The organism is Thermoplasma sp. (assembly GCF_023256435.1).
Lineage (GTDB): Archaea > Thermoplasmatota > Thermoplasmata > Thermoplasmatales > Thermoplasmataceae > Thermoplasma.
In genome coordinates, this window is the sequence record NZ_JAGDXM010000044.1 from 1 (window position 1) to 15657 (window position 15657).

Sequence of the window (15657 nt, forward strand, 5' to 3'; positions counted from 1 at the left end):
TACGGGCAGATATCTTTTCACTGAAAGTAATATCCGAAGATTCAGCTGAGGAGTATATTATAAAGTAAGGTCTCATTCTCTCAGGCTAAATTCTCTTTTTTGGTGGAAAAATTTATGTTGATGAAATACTCCACCCCTATATATAGAAATGCCTAAATTAGAGATATTCGGATCCGAATGGTTTACTATTACTTTAGGAACCTTTGCGCTTTCAATTTCCATGTACCATCTCAATGCGATATTTGGTTATCATTATCTTCGCTATATTGGTTTGGTTTTTCTATATCTAGGTATAACATTTTTCATAGCAACCATTGTCGTATGGATAGCCAGAACTTTTCTTGATCATAAGGTCATCTGGAATGACTGGAACAGCCTTAACAGGATAAGTTTTACAACGGTTATACCACTTTCAGCCTCGGTATTCAATGTTCTCCTTATATCATATTATGGGTTCAACGAACTGTATCTGAATTTGTATCTTATCAACTATTTCGCAGATTTTACTGCGATTCTTATAATGAGCTTCTTCCTTGGTTACAAACTGTATACAAAGTCTCCTGTGCATACAAACGAGATATCCTATGCTCTGTTGATACCTCCGGTGGCATTATCTTCCAACGCGCTCCTGGGACTATATCTTTTCAGAACGGAATACTTCAGTACCATCATTTTTATGACGGTGATGGGCATAGGTATGGCACTTCTGCTCTTCTTATTCATAGGGATCATGGCATTTGCCTCCTATATACGCGATCTCAAATCAAATGTCACTTCGCCTATGCTTGTACTTCCGGTAGGAGTCTCTAGTATAATAGTGATAAATATCCTTATTCTTGCAACAACCAAATCGATTTTTCAGATAGCTATGTCACAGGCAATGCTGATTTCTGTAATGCTCTGGGCCTTTGAATTATGGAACTTTGTCGTTGCCATGATGATCGGTTTGAAGAAAGTGTTCAGAGAACCTGCAAGCATAAGCATCTGGGGATATACGTTTCCCATAGCCATCTTTTCTATCTCATCCTTTCAACTCGAATCAATATTGATGGAATATCACTACAGCATTGCTGGAGACTTTCTTTACTATGTTGGACTAGCCGCTTCTATAATACTGATCATAGCATGGATTTATGCGATAACGTCAACAGCCATATTCTTAACGCATATGAATAAGATGCACTTAGCATAGGAGTAAGGATCGCATAAAATGTATATGAATAATGAATCTCTTAGCTTCGGTCATTATTGAAAGATCATGGATTTGACAAGAATCTGTAAAACTCAGATCTTCAGGAAATAAAGATGCGATTGCCACTAGCGATGAAATCTGATAAAAAATTTTGCAAGAATGATCGGTAGGGCCGGTGCAGAGAAAATTCAGGCCTTGGATGCCCCATCTAGAATATACCAGCACAGGCAGACATATCCTCGTTAAAAATTAAAATTCGAATATTCAGCCGCGGAATGGTTCCAAATGATACGTCCATCGACCTTTTTGAACAAGATCTCGACTGTAATAGAACTAATTAATAACTAAACCTTTTATAACGAAAATTAATGTCCTAGTGTGGTGCAGTATAAGTGGATAGCTCTCTCTAATACCAGTATTGGAGTCATGATGGCCTCTGTTAACAGCACAATAATAATGATATCGCTCCCAGCGATCTTCAAGGGTATTGGTATAAATCCATTGGCACCACAATCTTTTGCGTATCTTCTATGGATTCTGATGGGCTATAATATAGTCACGGCCACACTGCTCGTCACATTTGGAAGACTGTCTGATATATATGGCAGAGTCCGCCTCTTCAATTACGGTTTTGCCGTTTTCACTGCCGGCTCTATACTTCTATTTCTTACTCCAGGAAAGGGAAACACGGCAGCGATAGAACTCATAGTATTCAGAATAATTCAGGGAATAGGTGCGGCCTTTCTATTCTCCAACAGTACGGCCATATTGACAGATTCATTTCCTTACAATGAGAGAGGTAAGGCACTGGGAATAAATCAAGTTATAGGTTTATCAGGATCCTTCATCGGTTTGATACTTGGAGGTATTCTCGCGATAATAAACTGGCGCTATGTATTTCTTGTCAGCGTACCCATAGGTGCATTCGGTACCGCATGGAGCTTTCTCAAATTGAAGGAGACCGGTAGCCTCAAGCGTGACAGAATAGATGCTGCTGGAAACTCTCTCTTTGCTGCTGCGCTGACACTGATACTCATAGCTATCACCTATGGGCTCATGCCCTATGGAAAAGCATCTACGGGGTGGGGCAGCCCTTATGTTATCGTATCGCTGGCCGCAGGGCTCCTGATGTTGATAGCTTTCATATTTGTAGAACTTCATGTCTCAAGTCCCATGTTCAATCTCTCGCTTTTTAAGATTAGGGCATTTGCGCTTGGGAATCTGTCGGCGCTTGCCAGCGCCATAGCTAGGGGTGGCGTTATGTTCATGCTTATAATATTTCTCCAGGGTATATGGCTGCCTCTCCATGGATATTCGTATTCGTCCGTCCCATTCTGGGCTGGAATATATATGACACCCATGACTGCGGGGTTTCTTGTTATGGGGCCAGTGAGTGGGGCGCTGTCCGATAGAATGGGGGCACGTGGGCTTGCCACCGCTGGCATGGCTATGGTTGCTGTGGCATTTGTTCTTCTGGCCTCATTGCCCTTTAATTTCTATTATCCCGAGTTCGCTGCGATAATATTTATGATGGGAATCGGCAACGGCATGTTCGCGGCACCAAACACAAGTTCAATAATGAACTCAGTACAACCAGAAGTTCGTGGCGTCTCAAGTGGCATGAGATCCACCCTGCAGAATGCTGGTATGACCATTTCTATGGGCATCTTTTTCACGATAGTTATAGTGACGCTATCAATTCGATTACCCTCAACGCTTTCCTCAGCACTAAGCAGTGTCGGCGCTGGAATTCTTATACCATACCTTACAAAGTTACCACCGACATCCGCACTTTTCGCAGCCTTTTTGGGCTATGATCCTGTTCGTACGATGCTCAGCTATCTGCCACCTTCCCTAACGGCTAGCATAAGTCCCTCAGCTATAAATGCGATGGAAAGCCACACATGGTTTCCATATGCTCTCGCACCGGCTCTGATGAACTCACTCTCAGTTTCGTTCTACATAGGGGCTGGACTGTCCGTATTCGCAGCACTTCTTTCTGCATTCCGTGGAAAGCGATATATTAATCCAGAAGCAATGAAACATGCGGTATTTGATGAAGATAAGGCAGAATCAACTAATTCTCAGGCTGGGTTACCATTTACCCCTGGAAAAAGGACATGACGGCAGTTTGTTCCATTGTCAATTTTTTATTTCCTACCGGAAACGCTATTTTATAGTTTCAAGGATAATTTATGATAATGATTGCATGAATTTCCGGATCAGTATAGCGCAGATATTGCGATAATGTGATATTCGATAAAGTATTGTAAGAGCATGGAATTCAAGAGCCTTACACCATACGGTGAAGCTCTGAAGCTTGCATCAGGATTATCCATACATGGAAGATCTGAGTATATACCTGCTTCGGAGTCGTCAGGGCTATATTGCGCCGAGGACGTGACGAGTCCGCATGATTTTCCGGAGATTGACAGGAGCGCTGTTGACGGAATAGCTCTTAGGTTTGAGGACAGCCTGAGCGCATCAAGATCGAATCCTGTGACCCTTACAGTGATTGGGCAGGTCAGAATAGGCGATGATCCGGAATTCAGCATAGATCGAGGCGAATGTGCCGTTGTATTTACAGGATCTCCAATACCAACTGGTGCAAATGCGGTTGTGATGATGGAGGATGCATTTATTGATGGAAAGATAGCCTCAATCTATAAGCAGGTCAAGAAATTTCAGAATATATCCAGATCAGGAGAGGATCTGAGGGCAGGCGACATCATCGTTCGAAGTGGCCAGAGGATAATGCCTTGGCACATTCCTGCATTCATAGAGACGGGTGTAGAGAAGGTGCATGTTTTCAGATCTGAACTTGGCATATTATCAACGGGAACAGAGCTTGTTGAAGGTGTTGTGAAGAATTCCAGCGCGCCCATGCTTAAGGCTCTTGCATCAAATCTTGGTCTGCGATCCGTTTTTTATGGAAATGTTGCCGATGAGAAGGGGGAAATCCTTAGTAAAATAAATGAGATGAAGTCGGACATAATTATAATCACTGGTGGGTCCGGTCCAAGCTCACAGGATCTGGTGCATGACATCATCGAGGAAAATGGAAAGATAGTATTTCATGGTGTTAGGATGAAACCCGGGCGAACAACCGGTCTTGGGATCATAAACGGGAAACCGATCTTCATGATCTCGGGGCTTCCTGTGGCCGCACTAATAGCCTTTGAAAATATAATAGAACCGGCCATTAGATCCTGGTTCGGTATGGGATCGAAAGTTCGCCGCACTAAGAAAGGATTTCTGACAAGATCCATATTTAACAACGAAAATATGAGGATGTTCGTAAGGGTAAGAATGTTTGAGGAGGATGGAAAGATGATGATAGATCCGATGCGTACGACAGGTTCAGGAGTTATAAATTCTGTGATATCTGCAGATGGATATCTCGTAATCGAAGAGAACAGCGAAGGCTATCCTGATGGTGCTGAGGTGGAGATCATTGAGATAGGTGATTGCCTATGAAGGTTTTTCACAGACTGGTTTCTGCGTACGATGCAAGGACGATAATTGCTGAGGAGATGAAGAATATAGTGCGTACCACCCATATTCCAATTGAAGAAGCGGAAGGGCGTGTTGTTGCCGAGGATATTTTCTCTCAATATGATGTGCCTCCATTCGACAGATCCGAGGTTGATGGTTTCGCCGTAGATCATTCCGATGTTGAAGAGGCGAGGGAAGACAGACCGGTTACGCTTAAGATAGCTGGAAGTGTATCCCCAGGCGAGTCAAGCATAACGGGCGTTGAAAAGGGTACAGCGGTGTACATAGCAACTGGAGCAATCATGCCAAAGGGGGCAGATGCGGTCGTTATGGTTGAGGATACAAGACAGAGAGGGGATCAAGTCGATATCTATCGTTCAGTCTATCCTGGAGAAAACGTTGCGTTCGCCGGTACGGACATATCTTTAGGTGAGATCATAGCCACATCCAGAACGGTTATGACGCCTGAGAGACTTGCTACACTGGCCGCTTCAGGAGTCTCTGACGTGACGGTTTTTGATCGGATCCGAATAGGGGTATTCTCCACGGGAAACGAGATAGTTAAGCCTGGAACAGATTTGAAAATGGGTCAGATATTCGACGTCAACGGTCATTACTTCCAGGCCAAACTCAATGCGACTGGACTGGCTGATACCGTCTTTCTTGGCTACGTGGGAGACAGGGAGGAAGAAATGATCAGCATCATAAAAGATAACCTTGAATACTTTGATATTCTAATGGCGTCAGGATCCACATCAGCCGGTTTCTATGATATGCTCTATAGGGTCATAGAGAGTGTTGGAGGAACGATATTGTTCCATGGGATCAACATGAGACCGGGCAAGCCGACATTCTTTGGAAAGATAAAAGATAAGCTGTTCATAGGTATGCCAGGATTTCCTTTGTCCTCTGCCATTATACTTAACTATATAGTGATACCGGCCATGCGTTCTGTCGTTTTCGGAGGTGTTGAAGGTCCAAGGAAAGTGAAGGTACCCATAAAGATAACGCCGGAACATATGCAAGAAACAGTATATCCGGTCATAATAACCAGAAATGGCACAGCCTTCCCCATAATGGGCAATTCAGGCTCCATAAGCAGATTGAGGTTCGCAGATGGGTTGATCTCCATCCCTGGTGATGTAAAGTATGTTGATGCAGGCGAAACCGTAGATTATTATGCTCTGGAAGAGCGGGCAGCATCAATAATATCCATCGGGAGCAGTGACCCACTTTTGGATATAGTCGTCCTGGGTACCGACAGGAATGCGAAGATAGTGAACATGGGTTCATGGGGTGGTATAAATGCCATGAGGATAGGTGTAGCTGACGTGTCCGGGATACACATACTTAGGGGTGGAACCTACAACATTCCCGTGATAGACGAGGATCTGAAGAAGAGATCAGTTCTTATAAGGGGCTTTAACAGAAATAGGGGTTTTCTGTCAAGGACAGGTATAGGTTCATTCGATGAGATAATAAGAAACGGCCTAACATTTGTTAACAGAAACAAGGGATCAGGTACCAGGGATCTTATAGAGGAGATGATAGGCAATGACGATAGAATAAGAACATCAATGCGTGGATATCTCTGGGAATCCCCCTCTGAGGCTGGTGTGGCGCAGGCCATTGCGCAGGGCAGAGCTGATGCCGGAATAGGCCTTGAGTTCTATGCGATAAAGCTGGGCCTTCAGTACAAGCATATAAAGAAGGAAAATTACGATATCCTTGTTTCAAGAGATTTCTATGAGTCGGAGACCGGTCGAAGCTTCATTAAGGAACTTAAGGCTTTGAAGGGTAGAGAATCACAGTATCCAGGATATGAAATACCAAGCGATATTGGCGAGGTGATCCTGTGATTTATCTCCCAACCCAAAGCGTATGAATCTCACTGCTTCCAGAGGTTCCCGGATTTAGTGTAAAGGGGCGCGTTCAGCGTCCCTTATAGATCATCGATCTGCTCCGAAGCCGCTTCTTATAATATTTTTCCATGCTGTGCTCAGATATATCGGATTCCGGCACTGTAATGGTTTTTCGCTATTCTCTGTTATGGAAATGCTGGTACTAGGCCTTTTGAGAGGAATCAGAATTCATTTTGGAAACATATAAGTCTCTAAAACGCTGGATGGTCTGAACCCAAATGTTTTCAAGGCCTTAGAAGTATCCATGGAGTAATTGCCTAGGTCTTCACCGGAATCCTTGATCTTGCAGTTCAGCCCAGAGGCACTGCATATCCATTGGGCAAAATCATACTCGGTGGCGATGTCCGATGCAACGTTATACACGCCGGTTATATTGCGTTCTATAGATTCCAGTATAAATGTTGACAGATCGTTGTTTCTTATGAAATTTCTCACCGTCCTCCCGGATAGAACTATATCCATCCCGGATCTTGCGAGATTGAGTATGTTTGTGTACAGATTTATGGAGCAAAGGCCTATTATATAACCTGTACGGAATATTATATCGCTGTATATATCAAGCATCTCTTCAGATCGAGCAAACATTCTACCTTCATCGGTGACTGGGTCTATATCCCAGAATTCTGGTTTCGGAATATTTGATGGTCTGTAGACAAGATCAGAGGATATGAGCACGATTTTTTTAGCCTTTATATGTTTCTTCACCAAATCGATCGCAACAAGGGCCATTTCAGGCCTCTGATTCGTTATCACCGTTGCATCGTAATGAAATTTCCTGTAGTTTTCAAGAGATCTCGTTAGTACCATCGGGTCGTTGCCTAGAATAGCGTCGACCTGATATCCCCTCTCCAGTGCGGATTTCACAAGATTGAATCCGGAGACAGAATTCCCATCAGTTATCAGTATCCTTTCCGTAGCATGATCATTACAACATCATATGTTAGCTTTGCCAGTTTTGCGCCTATGTATCGTTGATTGACATAGATAGATAATTGGCCATCTCTTTGTATGTTCTTATGAGAGTAACCTCAGTTATACCGGTCTTTTTAACTATATACCTCTGGACAAGGTGTTTGGATAATCTTTCAGAGGCCAGGTATATCGCGGATATTGCTATAGTTGACGGTGCCTTTCGCATTATCTTCATTTCTCCCGAAACCTTCTGTATCACACTTATAGCCTCATTTCTGACGTCACTATCCACATTCAGAACATCAGCATATCTCTCTACGAAGTCCATTGGCCTGGCCGATATATTGGATGTCTTCATGTTCTTCATTATTGCACCTTCCGTCCTCCAAATGCGAGACGCATCGGTGTGCATGCTCTTCGCTATGTATTTCAAGGTCATCGGATTTGACTGCCTTCTAGAGGCTATCAGAATGCATGCTGCAAGAACTGAAAGGCATCCTCTTCCGCGCGAAATTCCTCTGGAGACGCTATCTAAGTACAGCTTGAGTGCATCTATGATCACGTTATCCGGCAGCTCCGCTAACATGCCTGATCTCTTGAGATATGGGGCAATTCTGTTCAAATTTTCTTCTCTGGATATATTTTCTGGAATCCTCAATCCCCTATATCGCTTTAGTCTCCCCAAAAAACTCGATACAAGTTCATCTTTATCTATTTCCGGTTCAAGTCTTTCCACATATGTAAATTGAAACATTCATATTTAAACATAATGTAATTATTTGACATATTAGGTTTACCTGTCATTGGGATCAAAATAATTCCAAGAGGTGAAACATCATCCACCTGACACATGAGGCATGATCGCGATCACGTCACCGTCCATTATTGTCTCATCAAGATCAGCATATCTAAAATTGCGTGCCACGAATATTCCTCTGCCGGGGAAGACATTTGGATATCTATTTCTCAGAATTTCCACCAGATCCGATATTCGCGAACCGGGATCTATTTGGACGCTATCATGATCCTTGCCGATCGCCTCTCTATAATATGCGAAATATTTAACTATAATATTCGTTTCACACCACCTCAGTTCCTATCGGTCATTTCGAAAAGAACTTCTTGCGCCCTCCTTACGCCTTCGCCGATCTTCACGCGTTCACCGCAATACGATGCAGTTCTTTCGATCACCGATAAGGCTGTCAGCGCATCAAAATCATTGATATAACCCATATGCCCAACTCTGAAGTATTTCCCTATTAGTTTTGGATGAACTCCTGTGGCAAATTCCACGCCGAGCTCCATCGATCTCTTCACGATATCATCCGCATGGTCTGACAGCACGGCAGTGACAGTATTGCTCCATAGTTGCCTGTCAGCCAGCACCCTGAGGCCGGCTGCTTCTATTCCCTCATTAAGCGCCATGGTTAGCCTCCGATGTTCCTCTATCCTTGCATCGAGACCCATGGCCTCTATGTCCGAAAACACCTTGCTCAGCGAAAGTATCACGCCCACAGGCTCGGTAGACAGGTATCCATTTTTACCCTCAAGATATCTTTCCATTGGCGCGATCCAGTTCTTCAGATTGAAGAAATAGCTAAATTCATTAATACTATCCAGTGCGGAACGCGAAACAACCATAAGGGCTGCACCGGGTGGAGCTCCAAGGGCTTTCTGACTGGCACTTATGACGGCTGTTATGCCGAGTTTCTTGACATCCTCCTTCTCAGCACCTAGGCTTGCAACCCCATCCACGATGATCCTCTCCACATATCTCCTTGCCACCGGTACAATCTTTTCAAGGTCCATTCGTACGCCGGTGCTGGTTTCCACATGGGTCATTATCAGATTTTGGTATTTTCCAGTCTCAAGCTTTTTCTCCATATCATCAACAGTAACAGCTTTTCCCGGTTCGGCAGAAAGTACATCAAGATCAAGCCCATGCGATGACATGATCGGTATCCATCGGTCACCGAACACGCCGTTGGTCAGGAGGAGAGTCCTTGTTCCTTTAGGTAGTATTGAAGACACCGTCTCCATCGCCACCGTGCCACTACCGGGCAATATGAAAGGCAAATATGCATCATCAGCTCCCGCTACCCTTAGTAGGCCTTCCAGTGAGTATTTCATTGCTTCCAGAAATTCGGGAGACGCAAAACCTATATTTTCACCGATACCGGCCATCTGCACCCTGTAACTTGTAAATGAAGGCCCAACATGCATCAATTTTCTTTGCATGATTTCATATCAATGTCTGCATAATAACTGTATCGATATCATGATCGCAAAGTTTTATAGTGTACTGAATAAAAGGTAATCTACTCCTCAGCTGGATCTTCGGATCTTCTTTCATCGATACCATTCACGTATAATACCATCTGGTTATCGCTGGGGATACAAAAACATTGGAAACGCAATTTATACATCCATTGAGGGGAATCCATTTATCTATTGTCCGAAGAAAGAGTTTCATTGCTTCCTCCAAACCTCTAATCTTACAATAAATTATTCTCTATATATTTCTGGCAAAATTCCGTTCCATTTTATCCTGTACCCTATTCTCTCGAGATATGAGATCGGTACGCCGCGACTATATAGAAGATCCATTATTGCATCGGTATTGGGATAGAGGGCGTCTATCTCATCTTTTAGGGGGTCTATTTCCGCCGGAAAGGCCTTTGAAGCATATGAAATGAGTGAATCCCAGTCCACCTTGTTCCTGAAGCAGGGAATATTCTGGAATTTCTTGCAATCCCCAATAACTGCAGTGATCCATCTGATGCCTGCGGATCTGATGATATCATCTCTTTTCTTTATTGCCTCAGGACTCATGTGATACACCACATCCAGGTATACTGGCTTTCCATTAACTTCGATAATACGTGTTGGGAAAAATACCCTAGTCCCAACAACCACAGGATCAGGAAATTTATCTGTTTCCTCCATCCTCATCTCCGGCAGATAATATTTGATGGAGCTATCTATGCTTATGCTTGAGATCCTATCCTTAATCGCAATCTCGGCACTCAGAGTCCAATCCTCAAATGCTGTAAGTCTTTCAACAGCCTTGGCTATGGACGATCCATATCTGTCCATGTTGTTGAATATTGAGTTTGGTCCATCAATGCGAACGCTCTGTAGAGGATTTCCTCTGGCTTCGAACACAAGTCCTAGGCCTTTTATCATGGAGATGAAACGATACCAATCTTTAACGCCGGATACCTCTAAGTACCTCGCCCTGTACATCAACGTTGTCAACTGTTCGAGATTGAAGCGCCTGTTCAAGTCTAATGCGCTAAGCGATGAGCACTCTTCTAAGACGTTCTCTGAATCCATATCCCCATAGATGGCGTCCTCTATATCCTCAGGTGAAACTGAGAAGTGCTTCGCAGTCAGGTTTATCCTTTCATATCTTTCCTCGGGAGTGACTGCAGGACCCAGCTGAAAGAGGAAATCTCTGACATCCTTGCTGCTTACCTTTGATCTGCTTTTGAAAATCGATGTGCGCTCCATGATCAGCGCCAGACCTCTAACTATCTTTGGATTTCTGACGCCGTACTCTATATTGGTGACGCCCTTCATTATCTCCTTTTTGGTCATGCCGATGGAAGACCTGTAGAGGTCTATAACCTTCTGAGCTAACTCCACGTTATCAGGATTTAGCATCATTGGCTTCAGGGAGCCGTCCTGCGTTTTACGTACCACCATCAATTCTGCCGGGAACACCCTTCCTCCTCCTTCTTGATACTCCGTATTCTGATGTCTCTGCTGTTACAAGTTCATAAAGTATTGCCTTTTTTCCGTCAGATGGTCTGAGTATCCTGCCGAGTCGTTGCCTGAACTGCCGCATGCTGCCAGATCCGCTCACAACTATGGCGACGGAGGCATCTGGAAAGTCAACGCCCTCATCCAAGACTCTGGAGGTGGCTATTGCGGTTATCTTGCCTTCCCTGAACATGGCCGGTATCTTCTCCCTTTCATCCTTATCCGTTAGATACGTTATGGCTGGTATCAGAAACTCCTTTGATATTGTGTATGCAGTCTCCGTATCTTCAGCAAATACGAGTATTTTCTCTCCGCGATGTTTTGACATTAGGGTTCTCAGCATCTCCATCTTTCCATGTGAATTGAATGCTATCTCTCTTGATTTTCTCCATGCGATCAGGGCTTCACGTCCCTCTGGAGTCCATGAACTTCTTATAAACTTCTCGAAATCCCATGGGCCTCGCATCGTCATCCTGTGCTTTCTCAGATAAGATACGAAGATATCGTGATATCTCTGATACTCGGCGTATTCATCTTCGCTCAGCTCTATGGGTATTCTGGCTATTGTGTAATCAGCCAGATACTCATCGATCTCCTCATATCCAAGTTCGAATATCTTTCCGCCCATAACCTGTTCAAGAACATTCTGAAGGCCGTCTGTTCGCTCATATGTCGCTGTGAGGCCCATTCTGAATGGCGCCGTGTATATCTGCGGTATCATCCTGAGTTTCTCAGAGGCAAGGTGATGAACCTCATCCGCGATCAGCAGGGAGAATCTGTTGCCGTATTTCTCAGCCATTAGGTAGGCCGAGTCATACGTAGATATTGTAATATCACGTTCATCATGTTCTCCACCGCCTATCTGCCCTGGCTCAAGGCCGAAGGTTTCAGATACCCTTCGCTTCCACTGTATCATCAGATCGATCGTCGGGACCAGGATGAGGGTCTTTTCGGATATCGCCTGTATGGCGGCCATTCCTATGTGCGTTTTTCCGGCTGCCGTGGGAAGCACAATGGTACCCCTCATTCCATATTTTTTCCATTCTTCAAGTGCCTGTGATTGGTACGGTCTCAGTGAAATTTTGCCATTCAGCTCTATGCGCTTTCTCTCCATGACGTGATCCTCAAATTTAACTCCACTTTCCCTCAGGAAGGTGATGATTCTTGGATAGTTAACGCCGAGTGATCTGTAGCATGATATTCTGTTATCGTAAGTAGCGAGATCCTCGGGTATGCGTCCATCAAAATCCTTGATCAATATGGATCCTCCGGAATAGCTGAGAATAGGCACATCTCACTATATGTAGACGCATAATAAACATTTCTCAGAGTACATACTACACATTAACTATTCCGATATGCGTGATCTATGTTCAGTCAACATATTGCGGCAATGTGTACATTGCATGCTGTGATCATAATTGTTTTCAATCCAATGCGCATGCGGTATCATATTGACCGGATTTGAAGGCGGTGCATTGGACACATGAAGGATAAAAGTGAGTATGATTTGGAATCTATAATCTCAAGATGCGTGAGAGACAAAAATTACAGAGAGAATATTAATCGCAGGATAGATGAGGTAATTGATCTTTTAGATGCTGGCCACAGCGTGCAATATTCCCCCATTCTTGAACTGGCCAGATCCAGAATACGTGTTAGAAAGAAGTACACACTCTGGAATAGACTATTTCTGGATGAATATTCAGCGAGGTATTCCACGCCAGAAATGATCGGCAAATATAGATCTGGCAGAATACATGGCTATGTTATAGATATAGGATCAGGGTCAGGTATGCAGTGTATTATGTTCGGATTGAAGGATGAATGTCTTGGCATAGAAAGAGAGAGGTTGAGATATCTCTCGTCCATAATTAACGCAGATGTTTACGGTTCAAAGAGTAGGTTTAGAAACGATGACTTTTACTCAATAACCGATGTTTCAGCAGACATTGTTTTTTCGGATCCGCTCAGGATGAATACTCATGATCTGAGAAAGCTGGTACCCTCACCGTACGACATAATGGACCGTATCAAATCAGATTCATACGTTTTCGATGTTCCTCCTCACACCGATCTGCAAACTATCACATTTGAGGGTGAGAAGGAATACATATCTGTGGATGGTGTCCTTTCAAGGTTGACAGTATACTCAGGGAAACTCATGGAGGCGGAGTTTTCCGCCCATATAATGCCGGCAGGCATTCATATAACCGGATCGCCTTACACAGGTAGCTTTGCCAGTCCACACGTGTACGATTACATATATGTTGTGGATCCGGCCGTTGCGGCTGCTGGTTTGATGGAGGAATTCTCCGATATGGCGCTTATTTCGAGGGACGATAGACGCACCGTACTATCTTCAGAATCCTTTAGAAAAGATTTTCCCGGCATGGTATTTTCTGTTATAGGTATATATGAATGGCCGGATCTGGAAAAAAAGATAGCAGAGATCAAACCAAGGAAGGTATATCTCAGATATGGAATTTCAAGCGAAGACTATTATGCGATAACCGCTAAGCTGGAATATCCGGGAGGATCAGGAGATCTTTATATATTCAAGTTTTCTGATAGATATGTGCTGGCAAATAAAATATTCGATATTAATTATAATATGAAAGCCAATTTATAATCATGCAAAACAATGTTTTTATAAATGCAAGAAATTACTTTTGACGCAAAGATGATCGAACTCTATTCTGATGCGAGACTACCCACTGAATTTGGCCTTTTTCGCATATACACATTTGTCAATGATGAAAACAAGGATCACGCGGTTATAGTGAGGGGGGATCCGAGAGGTAAGGAGGATGTTCCAGTCAGGATTCACTCAGAATGTCTGACAGGGGATGTTCTGGGGTCTCTCAGATGCGACTGCAGAGATCAGCTGATACAGTCTCTTCGATACCTTGGAAGGCAGGATTATGGTATGCTCATCTATCTGAGGCAGGAGGGGAGGGGCATTGGGCTTCTGAATAAGATAAAGGCCTACAGCCTTCAGGACAAAGGAGCTGATACGGTGGAAGCTAACCTGAAACTGGGCCTTCCTGTTGATAGCAGAGATTATTCATTTGCCTCAGAGGTTATTAAGTTCTTCGAAATAAAATCGATCTATATAATGACAAATAACCCAGAAAAGATGAAGGCATTGATTGAAAGCGGCATAAACGTTAAGGGCAGAATACCGATCTTCAGCGATCCAACACCATACGACAAATTCTATCTTGAAACCAAGAAGATAAAACTGGGCCATGAGATTGAAAATATATGATAATAGTATGAGAATCTGAAGCGCGATCCCATGATCTATAGAGTTTTGTATTGACAGCATTCACTCCTTTGAATGCATGCTGGGATTATTATGATCAGCAGAACATATCGATGACATCCATAATCTTCATTTCCAGGCCCGCATTTTCATATTTTGAAGTCTGATTCAATGTGTTAAGGTTCTCTGTGATCCTTCCCCATCGTTAATTTTGACGGCCTCCTCATAACCAGCATGCAGGCATTTCAGATTCTTGTCCGTGATCATGGCCTTTTCGAATGCTAAGGTATCCACGATCTTGAAGAAACCGAGACCAAGCATGAAGCCTATCAACACCGCGTTTGATCCCTTTGGATTTCCTGCTTCTATGGCTATCCTCTCACCGTCTATCAGATAATGGCGGAATCCATGGAGTTTATCCAGTACAGCATCGATATCCGGTGCGGAGACCTTTGGTAGGACTGGTTTTACTGTCTGATTGTTGATTATGAAGATCGTATCCTTGCTGGCATATGAGAGATTCCTAAGCGCTTCGCTGGCTTCAAGCCCCACAATATAATCCGCAGATCCCCTTTCTATCAAAGGTGCCATAACGTCTCCTATGCGGACGTGAACCTGAACGGATCCACCCCTCTGTGATAGACCGTGTGTTTCAGCGACCAGGACTTTAACGCCAGCATTGACTGCGGCATTTCCGATCATCTTACCCATGGTGATTATTCCCTGACCACCCACTCCTGCAATTAGAATATTTATGCGTTCCATGCCTCTTCCCATCCTACAGGTTTTTCACCCTTAACCGTTATCGCCTTGAACGGACACACTTCCACGCAGGCCCCGCAGCCTATACAGCTATCGTCGATCATGGCCTTTCTATTGGGTAATGGAAGTATTGATGGACAGGTGAAGAAATCGTAGCATATTGAGCAGCCGGTGCATTTATTCTGATCCACATACGCCTTAAGCGTATCTGAACTCACCTTCTCGAGAACCTCTAGGGCGCATGCCCTTTTAGCTATCACGACTGCAGGCTTACCCGTGTTCTTTACATACTCCGCAGCTTCCTGGACGCTTCTTTCTCCCGCATTTGCATCGAAAGGATC

General features: G+C 43.8%; 14 protein-coding genes. 6 read left to right on the forward strand and 8 right to left on the reverse strand.

Features of this window, described 5'->3' with window-relative positions:
* Positions 1-148: 148 nt before the first annotated feature.
* The 4 genes from Q0C15_RS05785 to Q0C15_RS05800 all read left to right on the forward strand — a co-directional run bounded on the left by Q0C15_RS05785 (position 149) and on the right by Q0C15_RS05800 (position 6546).
* Entirely contained in the window at positions 149-1192 is a 1044-nt protein-coding gene (locus Q0C15_RS05785; protein WP_297217253.1) for a hypothetical protein, read from the forward strand.
* Between the two features lie 378 nt (positions 1193-1570).
* The gene (locus Q0C15_RS05790) at positions 1571-3316 is read left to right on the forward strand and encodes an MFS transporter (RefSeq protein WP_297217255.1); all 1746 of its coding nucleotides are present in this window, start codon (positions 1571-1573) and stop codon (positions 3314-3316) included.
* A 153-nt stretch (positions 3317-3469) separates the two neighbouring features.
* On the forward strand, positions 3470-4669 hold the full coding sequence (locus Q0C15_RS05795; protein WP_297217257.1) for a molybdopterin molybdotransferase MoeA: 1200 nt from the start codon (positions 3470-3472) through the stop codon (positions 4667-4669).
* On the forward strand, positions 4666-6546 hold the full coding sequence (locus Q0C15_RS05800) for a molybdopterin biosynthesis protein (protein ID WP_297217259.1): 1881 nt from the start codon (positions 4666-4668) through the stop codon (positions 6544-6546). The genes Q0C15_RS05795 and Q0C15_RS05800 overlap by 4 nt, the downstream gene beginning before the upstream one ends.
* A gap of 231 nt (positions 6547-6777) precedes the next feature.
* On the opposite strand, the gene Q0C15_RS05805 is transcribed toward Q0C15_RS05800, so the two are convergent.
* The 6 genes from Q0C15_RS05805 to Q0C15_RS05830 form a co-directional block, all read right to left on the reverse strand.
* Positions 6778-7473, reverse strand: coding sequence for a hypothetical protein (locus tag Q0C15_RS05805; RefSeq protein ID WP_297217261.1), 696 nt, complete (start codon positions 7471-7473; stop codon positions 6778-6780).
* Positions 7474-7570: 97 nt separating this feature from the next.
* Complete coding sequence (locus Q0C15_RS05810; protein ID WP_297217263.1) at positions 7571-8257, reverse strand: transcription initiation factor IIB family protein; 687 nt, start codon at positions 8255-8257, stop codon at positions 7571-7573.
* 99 nt (positions 8258-8356) lie between these two features.
* Positions 8357-8614 carry a MoaD/ThiS family protein gene (locus Q0C15_RS05815; RefSeq protein ID WP_367181985.1) on the reverse strand — a complete coding sequence of 86 codons (258 nt, stop codon included), beginning with the start codon at positions 8612-8614 and terminating at the stop codon, positions 8357-8359.
* Positions 8611-9759 (reverse strand): alanine--glyoxylate aminotransferase family protein, encoded by a 1149-nt coding sequence (locus Q0C15_RS05820; RefSeq protein ID WP_297217265.1) that lies wholly within the window; start codon positions 9757-9759, stop codon positions 8611-8613. Before Q0C15_RS05820 ends, Q0C15_RS05815 begins: the two co-directional genes overlap by 4 nt.
* Before the next feature lie 267 nt (positions 9760-10026).
* On the reverse strand, positions 10027-11247 hold the full coding sequence (locus tag Q0C15_RS05825; protein ID WP_297217267.1) for a DUF790 family protein: 1221 nt from the start codon (positions 11245-11247) through the stop codon (positions 10027-10029).
* Positions 11216-12577, reverse strand: coding sequence for a DEAD/DEAH box helicase family protein (locus Q0C15_RS05830; RefSeq protein WP_297217269.1), 1362 nt, complete (start codon positions 12575-12577; stop codon positions 11216-11218). The genes Q0C15_RS05825 and Q0C15_RS05830 overlap by 32 nt, the downstream gene beginning before the upstream one ends.
* Positions 12578-12772: 195 nt before the next feature.
* Here Q0C15_RS05830 and Q0C15_RS05835 point away from each other — a divergent pair, with 195 nt between their 5' ends.
* Positions 12773-13918 (forward strand): SAM-dependent methyltransferase, encoded by a 1146-nt coding sequence (locus tag Q0C15_RS05835; protein ID WP_297217271.1) that lies wholly within the window; start codon positions 12773-12775, stop codon positions 13916-13918.
* 51 nt (positions 13919-13969) lie between these two features.
* Positions 13970-14557, forward strand: coding sequence for a GTP cyclohydrolase II (gene ribA, locus Q0C15_RS05840; RefSeq protein WP_110641839.1), 588 nt, complete (start codon positions 13970-13972; stop codon positions 14555-14557).
* A 165-nt stretch (positions 14558-14722) separates the two neighbouring features.
* Here ribA and Q0C15_RS05845 read toward each other — a convergent pair whose 3' ends face one another.
* Both Q0C15_RS05845 and Q0C15_RS05850 read right to left on the reverse strand, forming a co-directional pair.
* Complete coding sequence (locus tag Q0C15_RS05845; protein ID WP_297217273.1) at positions 14723-15319, reverse strand: indolepyruvate oxidoreductase subunit beta; 597 nt, start codon at positions 15317-15319, stop codon at positions 14723-14725.
* On the reverse strand, positions 15307-15657 hold a 351-nt coding region (locus Q0C15_RS05850; protein ID WP_297217275.1), incomplete at its 5' end, for a 4Fe-4S binding protein. The genes Q0C15_RS05850 and Q0C15_RS05845, both read right to left, overlap by 13 nt.